Source organism: Pseudomonas sp. GL_117 (genome assembly GCF_057835125.1).
In genome coordinates this window covers 5,166,671-5,188,058 of the sequence record NZ_CM174418.1, presented here as the reverse complement: position 1 = coordinate 5,188,058, position 21,388 = coordinate 5,166,671, and the positions used below count along the sequence as shown (strand labels likewise).

Annotated in this window: 24 protein-coding genes; 13 read left to right on the top strand and 11 right to left on the bottom strand. The window is 61.5% G+C overall.

Features of this window, described 5'->3' with window-relative positions:
• Positions 1-4 precede the first annotated feature (4 nt).
• The 3 genes from AC3ISR_RS23680 to AC3ISR_RS23670 all read left to right on the top strand — a co-directional run bounded on the left by AC3ISR_RS23680 (position 5) and on the right by AC3ISR_RS23670 (position 2,312).
• On the top strand, positions 5-469 hold the full coding sequence (locus tag AC3ISR_RS23680) for a CreA family protein (protein WP_034100556.1): 465 nt from the start codon (positions 5-7) through the stop codon (positions 467-469).
• A gap of 101 nt (positions 470-570) precedes the next feature.
• Complete coding sequence (locus AC3ISR_RS23675) at positions 571-1,053, top strand: glutathione peroxidase (protein WP_192300609.1); 483 nt, start codon at positions 571-573, stop codon at positions 1,051-1,053.
• Between the two features lie 149 nt (positions 1,054-1,202).
• Positions 1,203-2,312: an NADH:flavin oxidoreductase gene (locus AC3ISR_RS23670; RefSeq protein ID WP_192300636.1), complete on the top strand. Its 1,110-nt coding sequence runs from the start codon at positions 1,203-1,205 to the stop codon at positions 2,310-2,312.
• A gap of 847 nt (positions 2,313-3,159) precedes the next feature.
• Here AC3ISR_RS23670 and AC3ISR_RS23665 read toward each other — a convergent pair.
• Positions 3,160-4,338, bottom strand: coding sequence for a glycosyltransferase family 4 protein (locus AC3ISR_RS23665; protein WP_463984446.1), 1,179 nt, complete (start codon positions 4,336-4,338; stop codon positions 3,160-3,162).
• A gap of 54 nt (positions 4,339-4,392) precedes the next feature.
• Positions 4,393-5,157, bottom strand: coding sequence for a sulfate transporter CysZ (gene cysZ, locus AC3ISR_RS23660; protein ID WP_463984445.1), 765 nt, complete (start codon positions 5,155-5,157; stop codon positions 4,393-4,395).
• Between the two features lie 282 nt (positions 5,158-5,439).
• On the opposite strand from cysZ, the gene trxB reads away from it, so the two are divergent.
• A complete protein-coding gene (gene trxB, locus AC3ISR_RS23655; protein WP_192300606.1) occupies positions 5,440-6,402 on the top strand; it encodes a thioredoxin-disulfide reductase in 963 nt (320 codons plus the stop codon).
• Between the two features lie 357 nt (positions 6,403-6,759).
• Here trxB and AC3ISR_RS23650 read toward each other — a convergent pair whose 3' ends face one another.
• The 6 genes from AC3ISR_RS23650 to AC3ISR_RS23625 all read right to left on the bottom strand — a co-directional run bounded on the left by AC3ISR_RS23650 (position 6,760) and on the right by AC3ISR_RS23625 (position 9,756).
• Positions 6,760-7,101: a HopJ type III effector protein gene (locus AC3ISR_RS23650; protein WP_192300605.1), complete on the bottom strand. Its 342-nt coding sequence runs from the start codon at positions 7,099-7,101 to the stop codon at positions 6,760-6,762.
• A complete protein-coding gene (locus AC3ISR_RS23645) occupies positions 7,094-7,390 on the bottom strand; it encodes a DUF1244 domain-containing protein (protein ID WP_192300604.1) in 297 nt (98 codons plus the stop codon). Before AC3ISR_RS23645 ends, AC3ISR_RS23650 begins: the two co-directional genes overlap by 8 nt.
• A gap of 82 nt (positions 7,391-7,472) precedes the next feature.
• The gene (folX, locus tag AC3ISR_RS23640) at positions 7,473-7,844 is read right to left on the bottom strand and encodes a dihydroneopterin triphosphate 2'-epimerase (RefSeq protein ID WP_192300603.1); all 372 of its coding nucleotides are present in this window, start codon (positions 7,842-7,844) and stop codon (positions 7,473-7,475) included.
• Positions 7,845-7,846: 2 nt separating this feature from the next.
• The gene (gene folE, locus AC3ISR_RS23635) at positions 7,847-8,407 is read right to left on the bottom strand and encodes a GTP cyclohydrolase I FolE (protein ID WP_192300602.1); all 561 of its coding nucleotides are present in this window, start codon (positions 8,405-8,407) and stop codon (positions 7,847-7,849) included.
• A gap of 20 nt (positions 8,408-8,427) precedes the next feature.
• On the bottom strand, positions 8,428-9,138 hold the full coding sequence (folM, locus tag AC3ISR_RS23630) for a dihydromonapterin reductase (RefSeq protein ID WP_192300601.1): 711 nt from the start codon (positions 9,136-9,138) through the stop codon (positions 8,428-8,430).
• Positions 9,139-9,195: 57 nt separating this feature from the next.
• Positions 9,196-9,756, bottom strand: coding sequence for an antibiotic biosynthesis monooxygenase (locus AC3ISR_RS23625; protein WP_192300600.1), 561 nt, complete (start codon positions 9,754-9,756; stop codon positions 9,196-9,198).
• Positions 9,757-9,968: 212 nt separating this feature from the next.
• Between AC3ISR_RS23625 and AC3ISR_RS23620 the strand changes: the two genes are divergently transcribed.
• Positions 9,969-10,928: a MerR family transcriptional regulator gene (locus AC3ISR_RS23620; protein WP_192300599.1), complete on the top strand. Its 960-nt coding sequence runs from the start codon at positions 9,969-9,971 to the stop codon at positions 10,926-10,928.
• Positions 10,929-10,930: 2 nt separating this feature from the next.
• Here the strand turns inward: AC3ISR_RS23620 and AC3ISR_RS23615 are convergent, their stop codons facing one another.
• Together AC3ISR_RS23615 and AC3ISR_RS23610 are read right to left on the bottom strand one after the other, a co-directional pair.
• Positions 10,931-11,536: a hypothetical protein gene (locus tag AC3ISR_RS23615; RefSeq protein WP_192300598.1), complete on the bottom strand. Its 606-nt coding sequence runs from the start codon at positions 11,534-11,536 to the stop codon at positions 10,931-10,933.
• Positions 11,537-11,596: 60 nt separating this feature from the next.
• Positions 11,597-12,064 (bottom strand): PAS domain-containing protein, encoded by a 468-nt coding sequence (locus AC3ISR_RS23610; RefSeq protein ID WP_192300597.1) that lies wholly within the window; start codon positions 12,062-12,064, stop codon positions 11,597-11,599.
• A gap of 129 nt (positions 12,065-12,193) precedes the next feature.
• Between AC3ISR_RS23610 and AC3ISR_RS23605 the strand changes: the two genes are divergently transcribed.
• On the top strand, positions 12,194-12,649 hold the full coding sequence (locus AC3ISR_RS23605) for a flavodoxin (protein WP_192300596.1): 456 nt from the start codon (positions 12,194-12,196) through the stop codon (positions 12,647-12,649).
• Here AC3ISR_RS23605 and AC3ISR_RS23600 read toward each other — a convergent pair.
• Positions 12,630-13,526, bottom strand: a complete 897-nt coding sequence (locus AC3ISR_RS23600; RefSeq protein ID WP_463984444.1) for a LysR family transcriptional regulator — start codon at positions 13,524-13,526, stop codon at positions 12,630-12,632. The genes AC3ISR_RS23605 and AC3ISR_RS23600 overlap by 20 nt on opposite strands.
• 98 nt (positions 13,527-13,624) lie before the next feature.
• Here AC3ISR_RS23600 and AC3ISR_RS23595 point away from each other — a divergent pair, with 98 nt between their 5' ends.
• The 7 genes from AC3ISR_RS23595 (at position 13,625) to AC3ISR_RS23565 (ending at position 21,339) form a co-directional block, all read left to right on the top strand.
• Entirely contained in the window at positions 13,625-13,996 is a 372-nt protein-coding gene (locus AC3ISR_RS23595; protein WP_192300594.1) for a CidA/LrgA family protein, read from the top strand.
• A complete protein-coding gene (locus tag AC3ISR_RS23590) occupies positions 13,986-14,672 on the top strand; it encodes an LrgB family protein (RefSeq protein WP_305391509.1) in 687 nt (228 codons plus the stop codon). The genes AC3ISR_RS23595 and AC3ISR_RS23590 overlap by 11 nt, the downstream gene beginning before the upstream one ends.
• 150 nt (positions 14,673-14,822) lie before the next feature.
• The gene (locus AC3ISR_RS23585; protein ID WP_192300592.1) at positions 14,823-15,605 is read left to right on the top strand and encodes a class II aldolase/adducin family protein; all 783 of its coding nucleotides are present in this window, start codon (positions 14,823-14,825) and stop codon (positions 15,603-15,605) included.
• Positions 15,605-16,507, top strand: a complete 903-nt coding sequence (locus tag AC3ISR_RS23580) for an alpha/beta fold hydrolase (RefSeq protein ID WP_463984443.1) — start codon at positions 15,605-15,607, stop codon at positions 16,505-16,507. The genes AC3ISR_RS23585 and AC3ISR_RS23580 overlap by 1 nt, the downstream gene beginning before the upstream one ends.
• A gap of 261 nt (positions 16,508-16,768) precedes the next feature.
• Positions 16,769-17,680: an SDR family oxidoreductase gene (locus tag AC3ISR_RS23575; RefSeq protein ID WP_463984442.1), complete on the top strand. Its 912-nt coding sequence runs from the start codon at positions 16,769-16,771 to the stop codon at positions 17,678-17,680.
• Positions 17,681-18,163: 483 nt separating this feature from the next.
• Positions 18,164-19,954 carry a DUF1302 domain-containing protein gene (locus AC3ISR_RS23570; RefSeq protein ID WP_192300589.1) on the top strand — a complete coding sequence of 597 codons (1,791 nt, stop codon included), beginning with the start codon at positions 18,164-18,166 and terminating at the stop codon, positions 19,952-19,954.
• Positions 19,955-19,980: 26 nt separating this feature from the next.
• Complete coding sequence (locus tag AC3ISR_RS23565; RefSeq protein ID WP_192300588.1) at positions 19,981-21,339, top strand: DUF1329 domain-containing protein; 1,359 nt, start codon at positions 19,981-19,983, stop codon at positions 21,337-21,339.
• The last annotated feature ends 49 nt before the right edge of the window (positions 21,340-21,388 follow it).

Genomic DNA, 21,388 nt, shown 5'->3' with positions numbered 1-21,388 from the left:
TTCGATGCGCGTAATGAAGGGATTGCTCGGCCTGCTATTGGCCATGCCACTGTTGGCGTCTGCCGAAGAAGTTGGCCAGGTGTCGACGGTATTCAAGTTTGTCGGCCCCAACGACCGGATCGTCGTCGAAGCCTTCGATGACCCCAAGGTCGACGGTGTGACGTGCTACCTGTCGCGCGCCAAGACCGGCGGCGTCAAAGGCGGCCTGGGCCTGGCCGAAGACCGTGCCGAAGCCTCGATCGCCTGCCGTCAGGTGGGGCCGATCCGCTTCAAGGGCGAGCTCAAGGATGGCGACGAAGTATTCAAGGAGCGTACGTCGCTGGTGTTCAAGACCATGCAGGTGGTGCGCTTCCTCGACAAGAAGCGCAACACCCTGGTTTACCTGGTGTACAGCGACCGCCTGATCGAAGGCAGCCCGCAGAACGCCGTGACGGCGATTCCGATCCTGCCGTGGCCTACCGCTCAGTAATCCGCAGGCGGGTTTTGTCATCGGCGTCTATGATTGCAGGCTTGCGGGTTGTAATCTCGACGAGCCGCTTTGCTAAGAACATGGGATATCTGGAGTTCGTCATGAGTGCTTTCCACGATCTGAAACTCAAAGCTTTGGACGGACAAGAGCTGCCACTGGCACCCTTCAAGGGGCAAGTGGTGCTGGTGGTCAATGTGGCCTCCAAGTGTGGCTTGACCCCGCAATATGCGGCTCTGGAAAACCTCTACCAGCAATACAAGGGCCAGGGGTTTGTCGTGTTGGGCTTGCCCTGCAATCAGTTTGCAGGCCAGGAGCCGGGCAGCGAAGAGGAAATCCGCGAGTTCTGCAGCCTGAACTATGGCGTGACCTTCCCGCTGGGCGGCAAGCTTGACGTCAACGGCCCGGACCGTCACCAGCTCTACCGCTTGCTGGCGGGCGAGGGTGCGGAGTTTCCCGGGGATATAACCTGGAACTTCGAGAAATTCCTGCTGGGCAAGGATGGGCGGGTGCTTGCACGCTTCTCTCCGCGTACCGCACCGGATGATCCCACCATCGTCCAAGCCATCGAAAAAGCCTTGAATTAACTCGGCCCGGCCTGTGGAGGGGGAGCCAGCTCTCTCGCCACAGGTCAGTCGCCGTTCGCTTTTATCCTTTAATCACTCAGATCAATAGTGCTGTTCAGGCCTCTGTGGGGCCAATATTATCCACGTCATAAACCCGCCTTACGTGGAGCATCCCCATGCCTGTCCAAGCCTTGTTCAAACCCTTCCAGCTCGGTGCTCTGCAACTGTCGACCCGTGTAGTCATGGCGCCGATGACCCGTTCGTTCTCGCCGGGCGGCGTACCCAACGCCCAAGTCATCGAGTACTACCGCCGCCGCGCCGCTGCCGGTGTGGGCCTGATCATCACCGAAGGCACGGTGGTCGGCCACCCAGCATCCAACGGCTATCCCAACGTCCCGCATTTTTACGGTGAGGCCGCTCTGGCTGGCTGGAAAAAAGTGGTCGACGCCGTGCATGCCGAGGGCGGCAAGATCGTCCCGCAGCTGTGGCATGTGGGCAGTGTGCGGCGCATCGGCACCGAGCCGGATGCCAGCGTGCCGGCCTACGGCCCAATGGAAAAACTCAAGGACGGCAATGTCGTTGTCCATGGCATGACCCGGCAAGACATCCAAGACGTGATCAATGCCTTTGCCCAAGCCGCCAAGGATGCCCAACGCATCGGCATGGACGGCGTGGAGATCCACGGCGCCCACGGTTACTTGGTCGACCAGTTCTTCTGGGAAGGCAGCAACCAGCGCACCGACGAATATGGTGGCAGCCTGGCCAACCGTTCGCGTTTTGCCATCGAGTTGATCCGGGCCACCCGCGCCGCGGTTGGCGCGGACTTTCCGATCATCTTCCGTTTCTCTCAGTGGAAACAGCAGGACTACACCGCCCGACTGGTGCAAACCCCCGAGGCGCTGGGTGAGTTCCTGCAGCCGTTGGCTGACGCTGGTGTGGACATTTTCCACTGTTCCACTCGCCGCTTCTGGGAGCCGGAATTCGAAGGTTCCGACCTCAACCTGGCCGGTTGGACGCGCCAGCTCACCGGCAAGCCGACCATCACCGTAGGCAGCGTTGGCCTGGACGGCGAGTTCCTGCAATTCATGGTCAACACCGACAAGGTCGCGCAGCCGGCCAGCCTGGAGAAGCTGCTGGAGCGCCTCAACAATGAGGAATTCGACCTGGTTGCCGTGGGCCGTGCGTTGCTGGTGGACCCGGATTGGGCGGTGAAGGTGCGCGAAGGTCGCGAGGGCGACATTCTGCCGTTCAGTCGCGAGGCGTTGACCACGTTGGTCTGATCAAGCCATTCGGCGTTGGAGAGGGGCCGGGTATGTCGATACCCGGCCCTTTTATTTCAGCGGTTGCTCAAGCGATGGTGTGGTTGTACCGGCCGTCGCCCTGCATAGGGCGTCCGGTAACCGTCATCGTGGTCGGGCTGCCTCGGTGTAGGCCTTGACGAGGTTTGCCGGTAGTCCCAGTCGGGTTGTGAGTAGTCGCGATCCGGCTGTGGCCGGTACGGTGGGTTCCAGCCTGGTCGGGTGTACTGATAGTCGGGCTGTGGCGGGGGCGGAGGGTTCCAGCCTGGCCGGGTGTACTGGTGGTCGGGCTGTGGCTGGTACGGAGGGTTCCAGCCTGGCCGGGTGTACTGGTAGTCGGGCTGTGGCTGGTGCGGAGGGTTCCAGCCTGGCCGGGTGTACTGGTGGTCGGGCTGTGGCTGGTACGGAGGGTTCCAGCCTGGCCGGGTGTATGGCTGATCCGGCTGTGGCCGGTGTGGTGGGTTCCAGCCCGGCTGGGTGTGTTGGTTATCCGGCCGGGGTGGGCGCGGGCGATACCACGGTTGCTGAAGGTGGGTCTCGGGCCTTTGCGAGGGATTGCCCGTAGCCGCCGGAGCGCTGAAGTGCCAATTACCGTGAGCCGCTGCTCCGTTGATGTGTGTCGACATAAAAAACTCTTTCAGATTATGGGGTGCCCACCTTCACCAGGCAGGTGCGTCATGGGTGGCCATAATCGGAGTGACGTTCCCGAAATATCCTGTTTGGTGGCGGGGATTCAGACAATGCCTATTGCCTATTCCGAATCGCGGCCCCATAAACCGTCGGCTGTGGGCGCCGGGTGGTGAAGTGGATGACTGAAACTGTCGCCGGATCAGCGGGTGGAGGGTAACGGCGGAGCAACAAACTCTCCCTTGCACACACCCCGTAACTGGTGCTCGAACTGCTCGATGATCGCCGGCCAACCCTGGCGGCTGGCATGTTGGCGTGCATTCAGGCGCGCCCTGCGCAAACTCTCGCGCTCTTCGAGCAGCCAGCAGGCCGCATCGCAAAACGCCTCTTCATCCCCCGGCATCGCCAGTACGCCGTTATAGCCATGGCGGATATGCTGGGTCGCAGCCGCCTGGTCATACGCCACCACGCCCAACCCGGAAGCCATGGCTTCCAGCACCACGTTGCCGAAGGTTTCGGTGAGGCTGGGAAACAGGAACAGATCGCCCGACGCGTAATGCCGCGCCAGTTCTTCGCCGCGTTGCGTGCCGCAGAACACGGCGTCGGGCAGGTCATGTTCCAGCAGTGAGCGTTGCGGCCCGTCGCCGACGATGATCAATTTCAGCCTGCGCTGTGGATATGTGCTGCGCAGCGCCTCGAAACAGCGCTTGAGTACACCCAGGTTTTTCTCCTGGGCCAAACGTCCTACGTGCAAAACTGCAATGTCGTCATTGCCCAGGCCCCAGCTCTCACGCAGTACGTTGTCGCGCTTGGCCGGATGGAACAATTGGCTGTCGACGCCCCGCGACAACATGCCCAGCCGCTCGAAGTGGCGGCGTTCCAACTCCAGGCGCTGGCTGGCACTGGGCACCAGGGTCAAGGTCGAGCGGTTATGGAACCAGCGCAGATAATGGGTGACTACCCGGCTCAGCATGCTTAACCCATATTGGTTCGAGTACTGCTGGAAGTTGGTGTGAAAGCCGCTGACCACGCTGATCCCCAGGCGCCGGGCAGCCCGCAGCGCGGATAAGCCCAGCGGGCCCTCGGTGGCGATGTACAGTACATCCGGACGCTGGCGGGTCCAGCGGCGCAGCAATTTGTGCATCGACGACTGGCCCCATTGCAGGCCCGGGTAGCCCGGCAGCGGCCAGCCACGGCACAGCAGCAATTCGTCGTCGCTGGGACGGCTCTGGTCAGCGTTCTGGCGTGGACGCACCAGTTCGACCTGATGGCCGCGCGCGCGCAGACCTTCGCACAGGCGGCCAAGGGTATTGGCCACCCCGTTGATTTCGGGCGGGAAGGTTTCGGTGATCAGAGTGATGTGAAGCGAGGCTGTCGTCATGGCCCACAGTGTCACTGTGGGCCATGTCGTCATTGTGTCATTGGGATGATGGATTTATGACGTGGTCACGTTCTGCCGCGCCATTGCCTCGGCACCTTGCTCACGCACCCAGAACAAGGTCGCCCCGGCCACTGCCGCCGGCATCATCAACAGGTTGACCACCGGCACCAGCAACACCAGGTAAACGATGCCGCCGAAGCTCATGCTCTGCCAGCGTTTCTGGCGCAGCCAGGCGAGCATCTCGTTCCAGCCCAGCTTGTGGTTGTCGGCCGGGTAGTCGATGTACTGGATCGCCATCATCCACACCCCGAACAGTAGCCACAACGGCGCGGCGATCAGGTTGACCACCGGAATGAACGACAGGATAAACAAGCCGATGGCCCGTGGCAGGAAGTACCCCAGCTTGCGCATTTCCCGGGCCAGTGTGCGCGGCACCATGGCGATCAACTCACCCCAACTGAACGCCGGTAAATCATCGGTGCCACGCACCACCACTTCGACTTTCTCCGAAAGAAAACCGTTGAACGGCGCGGCGATGATATTGGCCAGCATGGTGAAGGTGAAAAACACCATCAGCACCACCAGCACCACAAACAGCGGCCATAGCAAGTAGTTGAGAAAGCTCAGCCAGTTCGGCAGCGTCGGCATCAGGTGGTCGACCCACAGGCTGAACTGATGGCCGGCGAAATAGATCAAGCCGACGAACAACACCAGGTTGATCGCCAGTGGCAGCAGCACAAACAGGCGCAGGCCAGGGCTCAAGACCAGTTTGAGGCCTTCACGCAGGTATTGCGGGCCGGAAAGGGCAGGGGCGGGCATGGATAACTCCGAGCAAAGGGGCGAACGCGCCGACCTTACCGGCTTTGTATCACGGGCGAAAGCGGCGACATCAGCCGTAACAAACACGTCGATCAGCCGGGTCGACTGCATAGGGACCGTCTATGAGCTGGATTGTTAATGCGTATTTCCTTAATCTTGCCCCCCTCTATACGCTGCACCCATTATTTTCAGGGCCTGCGAGTTAAAGCCTTCCCCAAGTGCTTCGTGGTCCCTTTTTTATTCCAGCCGCCTTGTGGTCCGGGCGGTCGACAGGAGTGAGTCATGTCTGATACCCGTCATTCGCGAGTGATTATTCTCGGTTCCGGCCCTGCCGGTTACAGCGCTGCGGTCTACGCTGCCCGGGCCAACCTCAAGCCGCTGCTGATCACCGGCATGCAGGCGGGCGGTCAATTGACCACCACCACTGAAGTCGACAACTGGCCGGGCGACGTCCACGGCCTGACCGGCCCGGCGCTGATGGAACGCATGAAAGAACACGCCGAGCGCTTCGAAACCGAGATCGTGTTTGACCATATCAACCAGGTCGACTTCTCCAAGAAGCCTTACAGCCTGACCGGCGACAGCGGCGTCTACACCTGTGACGCACTGATCATCGCGACCGGCGCCAGCGCCCGTTACCTGGGCCTGCCATCGGAAGAAGCGTTCATGGGCAAGGGCGTTTCCGCCTGCGCGACCTGCGACGGTTTCTTCTACCGCAACAAGCCGGTCGCTGTGGTCGGTGGCGGCAACACTGCCGTGGAAGAAGCGCTGTACCTGGCCAACATCGCCAGCACCGTGACTCTGGTTCACCGCCGCGAGACGTTCCGCGCCGAGAAGATCCTGATCGACAAGCTGCACGCCCGTGTGGCTGAAGGCAAGATCATCCTCAAGCTCAATGCCACCCTGGACGAAGTCCTGGGCGACAACATGGGCGTGACCGGCGCCCGCCTGAAAAACAACGACGGCAGCTTCGACGAGCTGAAAGTCGACGGCGTATTCATCGCCATCGGCCACACGCCGAACACATCGTTGTTCGAAGGCGTGCTGGAAGCCAAAGACGGCTATCTGGTCGTACAGGGCGGCCGTGAAGGCAATGCGACTGCGACCAACCTTGAAGGCATCTTCGCTGCTGGCGACGTAGCCGACCATGTGTATCGCCAGGCCATCACCTCGGCCGGCGCTGGTTGCATGGCGGCACTGGATGCCGAGCGTTACCTGGATGGTTTGGGCAACGCTTCGCTCTAAACCGTGGCAATAAAAAACCGGCTGAGAGGCCGGTTTTTTTACACCCACGATTTAACTGACACCAAAGCACAAATGTGGGAGCGGGCTTGCCCGCGAATGCTGAGTATCAGTCACTGAATTAGGCGACTGACCCACCGCTTTCGCGGGCAAGCCCGCTCCCACAGTTTGATGGTTGTCCGACTCAGGATCTGCGGGTCAGGGGCTGCGCCGTGAACGTCACACCCGCCAAGCCGGACACCAAAGCACAAATGTGGGAGCGGGCTTGCCCGCGAATGCTGAGTGTCAGTCACTGAATTAGACGACTGGCCCACCGCTTTCGCGGGCAAGCCCGCTCCCACAGTTTGATGGTTGTCCGGCTCAGGATCTGCGGGTCAGGGGCTGCGCCGTGAACGTCACACCCGCCAAGCCGTGTGCGATAAGTGCACGGATGTTGCCATGGTCACTGCCCTCAGGCGTCGCCACCACCGAACGGTAGTGCTCGCCAAACGCCAGCAGCGCTTGCTGATCGCTCAAGCCTTCCAGCACAGCCAGGCCCAGGGTCTTGCAGGAGCCTTCGTTCTGGCCGGCAGCGTTTTCCACATCACCATTGGTAAAGGCTTGCGGCTGGTAGTCATAACCTGCGGCAATAAACGCCAAGGTGTCGGCAAACGCATGTTCGCCGCTGTTGAGGCTGGCGCGCAGGGTGTTCAAATCAGTCATGGGTTTTTCCTTTGGCGAACGCCGCCTGTTGATCGGCGCTGGCTTCTTTCTGGTATTGGGCTTTCCACTCGGCGTACGGCATGCCGTACACCACTTCTCGGGCATCATCGAGGCTCAGCTCGATGTGGCGCTCATCGGCCTCGGCCTTGTACCACTTGGACAAGCAGTTGCGGCAGAAGCCTGCGAGGTTCATCAGGTCGATGTTCTGCACATCCTTGCGGCTGTCCAGGTGTGCCACCAGCCGGCGGAAGGCGGCTGCTTCGAGTTCGAGGCGTTGTTGGTCGGTCATAGTGGTCTCTTCGAGACAGCTTCAAGCGGGCAAGCTTCAAGCTGCAAGTTGGAATGGGTTGGCTTTAGCTTGCAGCTTGCAGCTAACGGCTTGCAGCTAACGTTATCGACACCGATTCGGCAAAGCGCAGCGCATGGGGCTTGTCCACTTCGACTTCGGCGTACAGCACTGTTTCATTGCTCATCACCAGATCCAGCAGTTCCTGGGTCAGGCGCTCCAGCAGGGCAAAACGGTTGCCTTCCACATGGGCAATGATCGCCTTGGTGATGGTGCGATAGTTCAGCGCATGGTCGATGTCATTGTCGCGCACGGCTTCCTGGGCGGCATACAGGATGGTCAGGTTGATCAGCACATCCTGCTTGTTGAGGATTTCGTCCTCGTTGATGCCGATGTAGGTGCGCAGGCACAGGTCCTTGACCCGGATGCGCGCCATGCCTGGTTGAAGTTGTGGCATTGCTACTTGCTCCGTCCGATCAGTTGCAGGAACTCCATGCGCGTGGTGTTCGACTCGCGGAACGCGCCGAGCATCACCGAGGTGTTCATGGTTGAATTCTGTTTCTCCACACCGCGCATCATCATGCACATGTGCTTGGCCTCGATCACCACTGCCACGCCGGCGGCCTGGGTCACTTCCTGGATCGCATCAGCGATTTGCCGCGTGAGGTTTTCCTGGATCTGCAGGCGCCGTGCGTACATGTCGACAATGCGCGCCAGCTTCGACAGGCCGAGGACCTTGCCGGTTGGAATATAGGCCACGTGGGCCTTGCCGATGAAGGGCAGCAGGTGGTGCTCGCATAGCGAGTACAGCTCGATGTCCTTGAGGATCACCATCTCGTCATTGTCGGAAGTAAACAGCGCGCCGTTGACGATGTCGTCCAGGTTCTGCTCGTAGCCGTGGCACAGGTACTGCATTGCCTTGGCCGCGCGCTTGGGGGTGTCGAGCAAACCTTCACGCTCCGGGTCTTCGCCCAGGCCTTTGAGGATCTCGCGGTAGTGTTGGGGCAGGGATAAGGTCATACAACATCCTCACAAACGGCTTACTTGATATGCCGCCCGCCGTTGACGGTCAGGGTGGTACCAGTGACATAGGGGTTGTCCAGCAGGTAACGCACGCTCTGGTAGATCACCTCGGGCCCGGGTTCGATGCCCAGTGCGGACTTGGCCAGCACCTGGGTGCGATAAGCGGCGTCGTCGCCTTCGTTGAACATCACCATGGCGGGCGCGATGCCGTTGACCTTGATCAGCGGCGCGAACTGCGCGGCAAACGACAGCGTGAGGCTGTCGAGCCCGGCCTTGGTGGCGCAATAGGCGATGTGCTGGCGGCTGCCCTTGCGCACCACGTCATCGCTGATGTGCACGATGTCGGCGGGTGTCGAGCGTTGTAGCAAAGCTGAACAATGCAGGTTGATCAGGTAAGGCGCAAGCATGTGCACGCTGAACATGTCGGTAAAGGCACGGCTTTCGTCGTCGGGACTCTCTGCGATCCAGGCCGAGGCGTTGTGGATGATCGCACGCAGGCTTTGGGTGTGGGTGTTCAGCTCGGCGATAAACGCCAGGATGCCGGCTTCGCTGGAGAAGTCGGCAAACACACCGATCGCACCGCGTTCGCGCAGGGCCTGCACGCCGGGACGTTCGCTGCGGTAGCTGAAAATCACCGGATGGCCGTCGTCCAGCAGGCGCTGGGCGCAATGCAGGCCGACACGCTGGCCGGCGCCGGTGATCAGGATCGGGGCGTGTGTTGCAGTCATGGAGGGCTCGCTTCGCTGGCAGGTTCAAATCATACCAGCGAGCGGCCCCCCCTGTACTCACGCGGCGGCTTCGGTGGCCTTGCGTGGTGTGGGCGCAGGGTGCAGCCAGTTGGCCAGCAGGTGGGTCGACAGCGGAATGAACAGATAAACCATCAGCGGCGTGAGTGCCAGGGTGCTGACCAGCACGCGCGGCACCAACTCCAGCTCATTGAGCAGCGGGCCCAGTACAAAGTTGAAGATCAGTGACACCGGGAAAAACGCCAGCCAGATCGCCACGGCCTGCTTCCAGCGCGGCGGCCGTGCACCCACGGCACCAAACCAACCGTCGATGCCGCTCACGCGATGCTCGGACGGGTCGGCAAACAGCTCGCTGCCACGGCCCAGCCAGGCACTGCGGGACGCGGAAAACTCCCAGGCATGCAGGGTCTTTTCATCGGCGAAGCGGAAGATGATCTGGAATTCGTCGTCATTGGGCGGCGGTGCGAGCACGCCTGAACCCAGGTAACCGGGGAAGTCGGTGGCCAATTGCTCGCCTTCGCGCAGCCAGGCCATCAGTTCTTCGTAGCGACCTTTGGCCACGCGACGCGCAACCATCAGGGTGACTGGGGAGGTAGACATTATGTATCTCCAAATAAACGGGTGCGCTGGACCGGGTAGGTGGCGCACGAACATAGCGGCGGGGTAGTGCCGCTATGTAAAAACAGGCAAGGATTATTCCTGTTTTACAGAAATACGCCAGTGACATTGGTCTAAAGAGGGTGGACCTTGAAAAAGACAGCTCTAAAGGCGTTAAATGGCTGCCCCAATTACCGTTGGTTTTTTGGCCTAAAATGCCCGAAATTACTGCTCCTCTTGATAGCATTTCACATCTGGATTCGACCGATTCCGAGGCGTTTTTTCCGATTCGTGAAGTGTCGAGATTGACAGGCATCAATCCAGTGACGCTGCGTGCATGGGAGCGGCGTTATGGCCTTATACAGCCGACGCGCACCGAAAGCGGGCACCGGCTCTACTCCAAGGCCGATATTGAGACGGTCAATCGTATTCTTGATTGGATCGAGCGCGGCGTGGCCGTAAGCAAGGTCGGCAAGATCCTGGCGCGCGACGACCAGCAGGCGCAAGCCGTGCGTGCCGAGCACGACACGCCTGAGGGCGCCGAGTGGGCTCAATGGCAGGCGCGGTTGAGGCTGGCCGTGAGTGCTTTCGATGATCGCCAGTTGGAGCATGTGTACGGCCAGATTTTTGCGACCTACCCCCAGAGCATCGTGTTCCAGGACATCCTGATGCCCCTGTGGAACGAGCTGCTGCGCCATCAAGGCCGATTCGGCCAGGCCAGTGAGTGGCTGTTCTTCGACGCGTTCCTGCGGGTACAGGCGTTGGCGCGTCTGCATGTGGCGTGCGCCTCGTCGGCCCCCCGGGTGCTGTTGGCGGCCATGCCCGGCGAATGCCGCAAGTTGGAATTGCTGGTGGCCGGGCTGTTGATGACGCGCGACGACCTGGCGGTGAAGGTGCTGGGCATGGGCCAGCCATTTGATGAGCTGACACTGGTCTGTGAAAAGACCCGTCCCCAGGCCCTGATCGTCTATTCCAACCGTTCCCACGGTTATGACCTGCCGGGGCGCCTGAACCGCCTGGCGCTGACCCTGGATTGCCCGTTGTTCCTGGCGGGGGTCGCGTCGGACCTGGCCGAGAAGGACCTGGCCGGTTCTTCCATCGGCTGCCTGGGCAATGAAGGACGCCTGATGCAGCGTCGCTTGCAGCAGTTTCTCAGTGGGCAGCTGGATACCTGAGATCAGGCGTGTACGTGCGGGTGGACCAGGCGGTGTTGATGCAGGATGAATTGGCGCAGGCGCTCGATCTCATCCGCATCGCTCTGGCTCAGGCGGTAGGCGAACAAACCGCGTGCGGTTACCCGTTCCAAAGTGCCGCGTAGCGCAATGCGTTCGTAACCGGAAGGGCTGAACCACAGCGCAAAGGTCTTGGGCGCCTTGACCCGGCCGCGGATCTCGACCAGCACCCCCTTGAATGACACTTCGTGCACCCACAGCGCGCCCGGCGTGCCTTTGATGTTCTCCAGTGCCACCGGTGCCTCGAGGGCCAGGCGCCACGGACGGATCATCGGCCCGTCTTCGAAAATGCTCGGCACCCCCAGACGCAGATGCACCGCATGAAACTCATCCTCCACCAGATGCAGGGGGAAGGTGAGTTGCTGGTTGTCGAACTGTGCCTGGATGGTGACGTGATCGTGAGCGGCCAGGCGTGTGAGCAAATCGCGGATCTGCGCGCCGCCGTTGACGGTCAGGCTCGATGAAGCATCCCGCAGGTTTAGCTGGGGGGTGTGCTGCATGTTCTGAATGAAATCCAGTTCATCCTGGGTCAGAAGTGCGTCGCGTCGCATCGATCATTGCTCAATGAGGGGGTACTAAAATGCCATTATCCGCTCTACAGACCGCATTATCTAAATTTTGTTAGATCCGCTCGTCATCTTTAGCGCGGCCAGCTCGGCCTTGACCTGGGCCAGTTCGGCTTCCAACTGGGCGACGCGCTGCTGGGCCTTGACCTGCAAGGTCACATCTTTTTGCACACCGACAAAATAAGTCTGCTTGTCGGCCTCGTTGTACACCGTCGACAACGACAATTCGTTCCAGAAGTGACTGCCGTCCTGACGATAGTTGCGCAGGATTTCCCGGCACGAACCGCCACAGTCCAACGCCTCGCGAATCGCCATCAGCGCCGGCTGGTCGCGGTCACCTGACTGCAGGAAGCGACAATCCTGGTACAGGATGTCATCCAGGTGGTAGCCGGTCAGCTTCTCGAATGCCGGGTTGACGTAAATTATCGGCTTGTCCTTGCCTTCGCGCTCGGCGACGACAATCCCGTCGTTGGAAGCGTTGACAACCATTTGCATCAGCTTGGCGTTGATCATTGAGCGGTCCATGGCTTGTTTTGGGAGCTTTGAGTTTATGGCAACGGTTGAATGTTTCACCGGGCCCGCTGAAATATTTGTGACAACTGCTAATATCCCAGCCTTTCACTCAACTACAGGATCAGATTGATGAAAGTCGCCATCCTTTCCGGCTCGGTCTACGGCACGGCTGAAGAAGTCGCCCGCCACGCCGCCGGTATCCTCAGCGCAGCCGGTTTTGAAGCCTGGTACAACCCGCGCGCCACCCTGGCGGACGTACAGGCTTTCGCGCCCGAAGCGTTTCTGGCGGTGACGTCCACCACCGGCATGGGTGAGCTGCCCGACAACCTGCAACCCCTGTATTCGGCCCTGCGTGACCAACTGCCCGCCACCTTGCGCGGTCTGCCCGGTGCGGTGATCGGCCTGGGCGACGCCAGCTACGGCGACACCTTCTGCGGCGGCGGCGAGCAAATGCGTGAACTGTTCGGCGAACTGGGCGTGCGCGAAGTGCTGCCGATGTTGCGCCTGGACGCCAGCGAAAGCGTCACCCCCGAGGCCGACGCCGAGCCCTGGTTGGCCGAGCTGGTCACTGCACTGCGCGGCTGACCGGATACTCGCGCAACAACGCCAGCCAGGCCTGGGCGGCTCTCGACAGATAGGCGCCCTCACGCCAGATGAATGCAATGTCCCAGCGCAGGAAGTCCGGCGCCTTGAGCGTCAGGCGCACCACGCCCGGTCGCACCAGCCCACGGGCGACCACGCTGGGCAGCAGCACCACGCCTTGACCGGCCGCGACCAAGGCCACGAGAAAATCCGCCTGGCCACTGCGGCCGATTTCCTTCGGGGTAAAACCCACTTGCTTGCACGCCTGCATCAGCCGGTCGTTCAGCACAAAACTGCGCTGGTACATCAGGAATGGCGTGTCCGCCAATTCCTCCAGGCGCACCTGGGCGTTTTCCGCCAGCGGGTGATCCATCGGCAGCAGGGCGTCCAAAGGCTCGTCGCAAAAGGCTTGCCAGGCGAAGGCCGGGTCGTTGGGCATCAGGCTGCCACCGACATCCAGCTCACCGTTGAGGATCGCCTGTTCGATAGTGCGGCTGCCGCCCTCCAGCAACTGGATAGTGACGTTGGGGTAACGCTTGCGATACTCGGCAAACAGCCCGGCGAACAACGTATCCCCCGCCAGCAGCGGCAAGCCCAGGCGCAGCTCGCCGCGGGCCAGTTGCTGCATGTCGTCCAGCTCACTGAGCAACTCGCTGTGCAGGCGCAGCATCGCCTCGGCGCGCTGCAATACCACCGCGCCGGTGGCGGTCAGGCGCACGTGCGAGCCGGTGCGCTCAAGCAACGGAGTGCCAAGGCTGTGCTCCAATTGCGCCACCTGTTTGCTCACGGCGGATTGGCTGATGTGCAAGGTTTTACCGGCTTGGGTAAAACCGCCCCGGTGGATGACTTCGACAAAGCTGCGCAGCTGTTTGAATTCCATGCTCTCAATTCCAGTTTGGAATAGTTGACAGTCTAACAATTCGCTGTGGGTATGGGGTTGGCCTCTTTAAAATGGGCGCTTGCGAGGACCCAAAGCCCATGAAACGTTTCACCCGTTTGTCTATTGAATTGGTTGTGCTGTTGGCCATCTACTTTCTCGGCTGCCAACTGGCCGTGTGGTTCGCCTGGCCTATCCCTGGTGGTGTCGTCGGCCTGGGCCTGCTCCTGGCCACGTTCGCCAGCGGCCTGGTCAAGCCCGCCGCCCTGCAATTGGGCGCTGGCGTGTTGATGGCCGAGATGCTGCTGTTCTTTATTCCGGCCTTGATGAGTTTGCTGGACTACGGCGGCCTGCTGCGCAACGAGGGCTGGCGCATCCTGCTGGTGATCGGCGTGAGCACCTTGGCGGTGATGTTGGTGACGGCGTTCACCGTTGAGATCGTCTGCCGCTGGAGGCTGCGCCATGAAGCTTGAACTGATGCCGGTGTTCTGGCTCGCCCTGACCCTGGGCGCGTACATCTTCAGCCGCTGGATCTACCGGCGCACCGGGCGCTATCTGTTGTCGCCGCTGATTCTGGTGCCGGTGCTCTTGCTGGCGGTGGCGGTGCCGATGCACACCGCCTACGCCGAATACGCCGCCGACACCCACTGGCTGATGCTGGTGCTGGGGCCGGTCACCGTGGCATTCGCCGTGCCGATCTGGCAACAGCGCCGCCTGTTGGCGCGGCACTGGTCGGCGTTGCTGCTGGGAATGGTCGCCGGCAGCGTGGCCTCCATCGGCACTTCGTTCGGCCTGGCCAAAGCGCTGGCGCTGGACAGCGCGGTGACAATGTCCCTGGTGCCGCGCTCCATCACCACACCGTTTGCCATGCCGGTGTCGTCCGACTTGGGCGGCGTGCCGGAACTCACCGCCGTGTTCGTGATGTTCACCGGCGTATTCGGTGCGATGCTCGGTGGCGTGTTGCTCAAGTGGCTGCCGCTGCGCACGCCCTTGGCGCGTGGCGCATTGTTTGGCGTGGGGGCCCATGGCGCCGGGGTCAGCCGGGCACATGAAGTGGGCGGTGAAGAAGGCTCGGTCGCCGGTTTGGTGATGGTATTGACCGGGCTGCTCAACCTGTTTGCCGCGCCTTTATTGGCGGCGCTTCTCTGACGCCATTTGCGCAGGTTTCAACTATTCTCAAAGCTGACTCGTACGGTCATCAAGCTGGCTGCCAAGGCAACTACGACGACTGGGACGTCTGACTAGACTGGCCCATCACTCAAAAAAACAATAAGAAAGTGCGCCAAGGAGGTCATCACCGTGAGCTTAGCCCCGGTTCTATCGCCGCAAAATGTCCAAGGCCAGGTCAGCGCTGCCGAATGGCAGACCCGTGTCGACCTGGCAGCCTGCTATCGCCTGGTGGCGTTGCACGGTTGGGATGACCTGATCTTTACCCACATCTCGGCCAAGGTGCCGGGCACCGATGACTTCCTGATCAACCCGTATGGGCTGATGTTCCACGAGATCACCGCGTCGAGCCTGGTCAAGGTCGACCAGGCCGGCAACAAGCTGATGGACAGCCCCTACGAGATCAACCCGGCGGGCTACACCATCCACAGCGCGATCCACGAAGTCCGCCACGACGTCACCTGCGTGCTGCACACCCACACCGCGTCCGGTGTCGCAGTGGCGGCGCAGAAGCAGGGCGTGCTGCCGATCAGCCAGCAATCGATCTTCGTGCTGTCGAGCCTGGCCTACCACGCCTACGAAGGCGTGGCGCTGAACCATGAAGAGAAGGCCCGCCTGCAGGCCGACCTCGGTGATAACAATTTCCTGATGTTGCACAACCACGGCCTGCTCACCTGCGCCGCCAGCATTGCCGACACCTTCCTGATGATGTTCACCTTCCAGCGGGCCTGCGACATCCAGGTGCTGGCGCAGAACGGTGGGGCCGAGTTGATCCCTATCGGCCCGCAGATTCTTGCCGGGGCCAAGGCGATGGTGGCGGCCGTGACCAAGAGTGCACAAGGCATGGGGGGCGCGCTGGCCTGGCCGGCGTTGCTGCGTAAGTTGGACAGCCTCGACCCTGGGTATAAAACCTGATGCCACTCGCCGAGATCCCGCTCACTGCCTGGCACAAGCGCGGCCAGAGCTTCGTCTTCCGTGGCCATACCATCCGTTATTGGGTGGCGGGGCAGGGCGAACCGCTGCTGCTGATCCACGGCTTCCCCACCGCCAGCTGGGACTGGCACTACCTGTGGCAACCCCTGGCCCAGCGCAACCTGGTGATCGCCTGCGACATGCTCGGCTTTGGCGAATCGGACAAACCCCTCGACCATGAGTACTGCCTCTTGGAGCAGGCGGATTTGCAGCAAGCCTTGCTGGAGCATTTGGGTGTGGACCAGCCGGTGCACGTGCTGGCCCATGACTACGGCGACAGCGTCGCCCAGGAACTGCTCGCGCGGCATTACGAAGCGCGTTTCCAGATGGCCAGTTGCGTGTTTCTCAACGGCGGCTTGTTCCCCGAAACCCACCGGCTGGCGCTGGTGCAGAAACTCCTGCTCAGCCCCCTGGGCTGGATGATCGGTCGCGCGTTTGGGCGCAGCGCGTTGTCCGACAGCTTCGGCCAGATTTTCGGTCCGCATACGCGCCCCAGCGAAAGTGCCCTGGATGATTTCTGGCGGTTGATCAACTGCAACGATGGCACGCGGGTGCTGCATAAACTGATCGCCTACGTGCCCCAGCGCCGTCGCCTGCGCGAGCGATGGCTGGAAGCGATGCAGCGTGACGAGGTGCCCCTGCGGGTGATCGACGGCGAGGTTGATCCGATTTCCGGTGCCCATATGGTGGCGCGTTATCAGCAGTTGATACCCCATGCCGATACGGTGCTGCTGGCCAATATCGGCCACTACCCGCAGATCGAGGCGCCGGTGCAGGTGCTCAAGCATTACCTGGCGTTTCGTGAGCGGATCGCCGGCCCGATGTCCTATCTGGCTTATTCCTGAAGGCACACAGTTCAACATCTGTGGGAGCGGGCTTGTGTGGGAGCGGGCTTGCTCGCCAAAGCGGTGGATCGGAGAAATAGGTGTCGACTGAAACACCGCCTTCGCGAGCAAGCCCGCTCCCACACAAGCTGACGTCCACGGCGCCCCGGCCATCATCCCCCAGCCTTATCGCGCACCATTCAGCCCTGGCCGACTTTATTGTGACCAGAGGCCGGGTGCCTGACACTCATGCCATTCCCATTGTCGCCAGCGGAGTTCGGTATGAGTGAGTCAGTGCAGTTCCAGGATAAGGTCGTGATCGTCACCGGAGCCGGCGGCGGGTTGGGCCGGGCCCATGCGCTGCTGTTCGCCCGCCACGGGGCCAAGGTGCTGGTCAACGACCTGGGCGGCTCGACCCAGGGCGAAGGTGCCAACGCCTCGGCGGCCGACCGCGTGGTCGCCGAAATCCGCGCCGCTGGCGGTATTGCCGAAGCCAACCACGACTCTGTCACCGACGGTGACAAGATCGTGCAGCACGCGCTGGAGGTGTTTGGCCGCATCGATGTGGTGGTCAACAACGCCGGCATCCTGCGCGACAAGACCTTCCACAAAATGGACGACAGCGACTGGGACCTGGTTTACCGGGTGCATGTCGAAGGCGCCTACAAAGTCACCCGCGCTGCCTGGCCGCATATGCGTGAGCAAGGGTATGGACGGGTGATCTTCACCGCGTCCACCTCGGGCATCTACGGCAACTTCGGCCAGTCCAACTACGGCATGGCCAAGCTCGGCCTGTATGGCTTGACCCGCACCCTGGCGCTGGAAGGGCGCAAGAACAACATCCTGGTCAACGCCATCGCGCCCACCGGCGGCACACGCATGACCGAAGGCCTGATTCCGCCGCAGGTGTTCGAGCGGCTCAAGCCGGAGTTGGTCAGCCCGCTGGTGGTGTACCTGGGCAGTGCCGCGTGCGAGGAAACGTCCGGCCTGTTTGAAGTGGGCGGCGGCTGGATCGGCAAGACCCGCTGGGAGCGCAGCCTTGGCGTGGGGTTCGATCCTGAAGCCGGTTTTTCCCCGGATGACGTCGCCGCGCACTGGCAGCAGATCTGCGACTTCGAGGGCGCCGCCCACCCCAAGGACAATATCGAGGCGCTGAAGGAGATGATGGCCAACTTGCAGAAGTACAGCCTCTGATCATTGCTCCAACAGCAGTGAATCGTGCGGGGCGCCAAGGGCGCCCCGTTTTATTGCGCGCATAAAAAAGGCCGCTGCATAGGCAGCGGCCGAAGTAAGACGTTGGATCAAGGAGCTACAAATCCACGTCAGTGAACACCGGTAACAGATTGATAAAAGGCATCAATCCCATTGAATCTGGCTTTTCTCCCGGTAGCGGAAGCGGGCGTTGTGCCCTGCAAGCCCGGTAAGAATAGTCGGTTGTAACAGAATGAGTAATAGCGCTTCAGGACAAGGACTGTTACCGATACCGCAACAGTTGCCGGGGCGCTATCCATTGGCCTGATAAGCCGCCATCCATTCGATCCATACCTGCCTCCAAACCCGCGGCCTGGGCGGCCGCTAATCCTTTCGAGCGACAACACGAATCCCTCCTTGGTGCGCTTATCGCTCCTGTTGCGCGGCAGTAGGGTGGGGCCTTCTGTCACTCACCGGGGAAGACGCATGACAAAAACAACAATGCGCGCCATCTTCACGCCACAGGCGCTGGCCGCTGCGGTTGCACTGGGTTGCTGTGCGCAGGCGCAGGCTGTTTCGTTCAACATTGGCGAGATCGAAGGGCAATTCGACTCCTCGCTGTCGGTCGGCGCGAGCTGGGGCATGCGCGATGCCGATAAGAAACTGGTGGGCACCGTCAATGGCGGCACCGGGCAGGCGTCTACCGGCGATGACGGACGGCTGAACTTCAAGAAGGGCGAAACCTTCTCCAAGATCTTCAAGGGCCTGCACGACCTGGAACTCAAGTACGGTGACAGCGGCATGTTTGTGCGCGGCAAGTACTGGTACGACTTCGAGTTGCAGGACGAAGACCGCGAATTCAAACAGATCAGCAACCACCACCGCGACGAAGGCGCGCGCTCGTCCGGCTACGAGCTGCTCGATGCCTTCGTCTATCACAACTATTCGATTGGCGATCAGCCGGGCAACGTGCGCCTGGGCAAGCAGGTGGTCAGCTGGGGCGAAAGCACCTTCATCGGCAACTCCATCAACAGCATCAACCCCATCGACGTTTCCGCCTTCCGTCGCCCTGGCGCGGAGATCAAGGAAGGGCTGATCCCGGTGAACATGCTGTTCGCCTCCCAGAGCCTGACCAACCAGCTGACGGTGGAAGGCTTCTACCAGTTGAATTGGCAGAACACCGTGCTGGATAACTGCGGTACGTTTTTTGGTGGCGACGTTGCGGCCCATGGCTGTAATGGCAACTACACCGTGGGCAACCCGGCGATTGCGCCGTTGCAGCCGGTGGCCGCAGCCTTCGGGCAGGGTTTTGAAGTGACGCGCGAGGGCGTGATCGTGCAGCGCGCACGGGACCGGGATGCGCGTGATGGCGGCCAGTTCGGTGCGGCCCTGCGCTGGCTGGGGGATGACACCGAGTACGGCCTGTATTTCATGAACTATCACAGCCGTACCCCGACCGTCGGCACCATCACCAACAACACCACGCTGGCCCGGCTCGGCGCCATCGCTGGCGCCGCCAACGGTATCGCGCCCGGCACTGGCTCGGGCCTGGTCCAGAGCCTGATGCTCGGCCGTGGCCAGTACTACCTCGACTACCCCGAGGACATCCGTCTGTTCGGCGCCAGTTTCTCCACCACCTTGCCGACCGGCACGGCGTGGACCGGCGAAATCAGCTACCGCCCGAATGCCCCGGTGCAACTCAACACCACCGACCTGACCCTGGCCCTGATCAACCCGGTGGCCGGCCAGGCGGCCTCACCGATCCGCAGCAACTTCGGCGACGACAACAAAGGCTACCGCCGCAAGGAAATCACCCAGATCCAAAGCACCATGACCCAGTTCTTCGACCAGGTGCTGGGCGCCGAACGCCTGACCCTGGTGGGCGAGGCGGCCTTCGTGCACGTCGCCGGGCTGGAAGACAAATCCAAGCTGCGTTACGGCCGTGACTCGGTCTACGGCGCCTACGGTTTCCAGGGCGACACCGACGGTTTTGTCACGGCCAACTCCTGGGGCTACCGCGCCCGGGCGATCCTTGACTACAACAACGCGCTGTTCGGGGTGAACCTCAAGCCCAACCTGTCGTGGTCCCACGACGTCGCCGGCTACGGCCCCAACGGCCTGTTCAACAAAGGCGCCAAGGCCATCAGCGTCGGCGTGGATGCGGACTACCGCAGCACCTACACCGCCAGCCTGAGCTACACCGACTTTTTTGGTGGCGACTACAACACCCTCACCGACCGTGACTTCCTCGCCCTCAGCTTTGGCGTGAACTTCTGATCTGGCTTAAAGAAGGACAAGAATCCATGCGTAAGACACTTGCTGTATTGGCTCTGAGTTTGCTGGCTGCCAATGTCATGGCTGCCGTATCGCCGCAGGAAGCCGACAAACTCGGCACCAGCCTGACCCCGATCGGCGCCGAAAAAGCCGGCAACGCCGACGGCTCGATCCCGGCCTGGACCGGCGGCATCCCGAAAAACGCCGGCGCGGTGGACAGCAAAGGCTTCCTCGCCGACCCGTTCTCCAGTGAAAAACCGCTGTTCGTGATCACCGCGGCCACCGTCGACAAGTACAAGGACAAACTCTCCGAAGGCCAGGTGGCGATGTTCAAGCGCTACCCCGAGACCTACAAGATCCCGGTGTACCCGAGCCACCGCACGGTCAACCTGCCGCCGGAGATCTACGAGTCGATCAAGCGCAGCGCGCTCAACGTCAAGCCAATCAACGACGGCAACGGCCTGGAGAACTTCACCGGCAACCGCTACTACGCGTTCCCGATTCCCAAGAACGGCGTGGAAGTGCTGTGGAACCACATCACCCGCTACCACGGCGGCAACCTGCGCCGCATCATCACCCAGGCCACACCGCAGACCAATGGCAGCTACACGCCGATCCGCTTCGAAGAAGAGGTGGCGGTGCCGCAACTGATCCCCGACATGGACCCGGCCAAGGCCGCCAACGTGCTGACCTTCTTCAAGCAGTCGGTGACCGCGCCGGCACGCCTGGCGGGCAACGTGCTGCTGGTGCACGAAACCCTCGACCAGGTGAAAGAGCCGCGCCTGGCGTGGATCTACAACGCCGGCCAACGCCGCGTACGCCGTGCCCCGCAAGTGGCGTATGACGGGCCGGGCACCGCGTCCGACGGCCTGCGCACCTCCGACAACTTCGACATGTTCTCCGGTGCGCCCGACCGCTACGACTGGAAGCTGGTGGGCAAGAAGGAGATGTACATCCCCTATAACAGCTACAAGCTGGACCAGCCGACACTCAAGTACGACGACATCATCAAGGCCGGCCACATCAACCAGGACCTGACCCGCTACGAACTGCACCGGGTGTGGGAAGTGGTCGGCACGGTCAAGCCCAGCGAGCGGCACATCTACGCCAAGCGCCACATGTACATCGACGAAGACAGCTGGCAGGTGGCGCTGGTGGATCACTATGACGGTCGTGGCCAACTGTGGCGTGTCGCCGAAGGGCATGCGCAGTTCTACTACAACCACCAGACCCCGGCCTACACCGTGGAAACCCTGTACGACATCATCGCCGGGCGCTACATCGCCCTGGGCATGAAGAACGAGGAGAAGAGCAGCTTCGTATTCGGCTTCAACGCCAAGGCCGCGGACTACACCCCCGCTGCGCTGCGAGCCGAAGGCGTACGCTGACTTCAGAGGTGAAATGCAATCCAACTGTGGGAGCAGGCTTGTGTGGGAG

What these genes read in the sequence shown, in the direction of transcription:
- AC3ISR_RS23680 (WP_034100556.1), top strand. Translation starts at nt 5, where the DNA reads ATGCGCGTAATGAAGGGATTGCTCGGCCTGCTATTGGCCATGCCACTG.
- AC3ISR_RS23675 (WP_192300609.1), top strand. Translation starts at nt 571, where the DNA reads ATGAGTGCTTTCCACGATCTGAAACTCAAAGCTTTGGACGGACAAGAG.
- AC3ISR_RS23665 (WP_463984446.1), bottom strand. Translation starts at nt 4,338, where the DNA reads ATGACGACAGCCTCGCTTCACATCACTCTGATCACCGAAACCTTCCCG.
- cysZ (WP_463984445.1), bottom strand. Translation starts at nt 5,157, where the DNA reads ATGCCCGCCCCTGCCCTTTCCGGCCCGCAATACCTGCGTGAAGGCCTC.
- trxB (WP_192300606.1), top strand. Translation starts at nt 5,440, where the DNA reads ATGTCTGATACCCGTCATTCGCGAGTGATTATTCTCGGTTCCGGCCCT.
- AC3ISR_RS23650 (WP_192300605.1), bottom strand. Translation starts at nt 7,101, where the DNA reads ATGACTGATTTGAACACCCTGCGCGCCAGCCTCAACAGCGGCGAACAT.
- AC3ISR_RS23645 (WP_192300604.1), bottom strand. Translation starts at nt 7,390, where the DNA reads ATGACCGACCAACAACGCCTCGAACTCGAAGCAGCCGCCTTCCGCCGG.
- folX (WP_192300603.1), bottom strand. Translation starts at nt 7,844, where the DNA reads ATGCCACAACTTCAACCAGGCATGGCGCGCATCCGGGTCAAGGACCTG.
- folE (WP_192300602.1), bottom strand. Translation starts at nt 8,407, where the DNA reads ATGACCTTATCCCTGCCCCAACACTACCGCGAGATCCTCAAAGGCCTG.
- folM (WP_192300601.1), bottom strand. Translation starts at nt 9,138, where the DNA reads ATGACTGCAACACACGCCCCGATCCTGATCACCGGCGCCGGCCAGCGT.
- AC3ISR_RS23625 (WP_192300600.1), bottom strand. Translation starts at nt 9,756, where the DNA reads ATGTCTACCTCCCCAGTCACCCTGATGGTTGCGCGTCGCGTGGCCAAA.
- AC3ISR_RS23620 (WP_192300599.1), top strand. Translation starts at nt 9,969, where the DNA reads ATGCCCGAAATTACTGCTCCTCTTGATAGCATTTCACATCTGGATTCG.
- AC3ISR_RS23615 (WP_192300598.1), bottom strand. Translation starts at nt 11,536, where the DNA reads ATGCGACGCGACGCACTTCTGACCCAGGATGAACTGGATTTCATTCAG.
- AC3ISR_RS23610 (WP_192300597.1), bottom strand. Translation starts at nt 12,064, where the DNA reads ATGATCAACGCCAAGCTGATGCAAATGGTTGTCAACGCTTCCAACGAC.
- AC3ISR_RS23605 (WP_192300596.1), top strand. Translation starts at nt 12,194, where the DNA reads ATGAAAGTCGCCATCCTTTCCGGCTCGGTCTACGGCACGGCTGAAGAA.
- AC3ISR_RS23600 (WP_463984444.1), bottom strand. Translation starts at nt 13,526, where the DNA reads ATGGAATTCAAACAGCTGCGCAGCTTTGTCGAAGTCATCCACCGGGGC.
- AC3ISR_RS23595 (WP_192300594.1), top strand. Translation starts at nt 13,625, where the DNA reads ATGAAACGTTTCACCCGTTTGTCTATTGAATTGGTTGTGCTGTTGGCC.
- AC3ISR_RS23590 (WP_305391509.1), top strand. Translation starts at nt 13,986, where the DNA reads ATGAAGCTTGAACTGATGCCGGTGTTCTGGCTCGCCCTGACCCTGGGC.
- AC3ISR_RS23580 (WP_463984443.1), top strand. Translation starts at nt 15,605, where the DNA reads ATGCCACTCGCCGAGATCCCGCTCACTGCCTGGCACAAGCGCGGCCAG.
- AC3ISR_RS23575 (WP_463984442.1), top strand. Translation starts at nt 16,769, where the DNA reads ATGAGTGAGTCAGTGCAGTTCCAGGATAAGGTCGTGATCGTCACCGGA.
- AC3ISR_RS23570 (WP_192300589.1), top strand. Translation starts at nt 18,164, where the DNA reads ATGACAAAAACAACAATGCGCGCCATCTTCACGCCACAGGCGCTGGCC.
- AC3ISR_RS23565 (WP_192300588.1), top strand. Translation starts at nt 19,981, where the DNA reads ATGCGTAAGACACTTGCTGTATTGGCTCTGAGTTTGCTGGCTGCCAAT.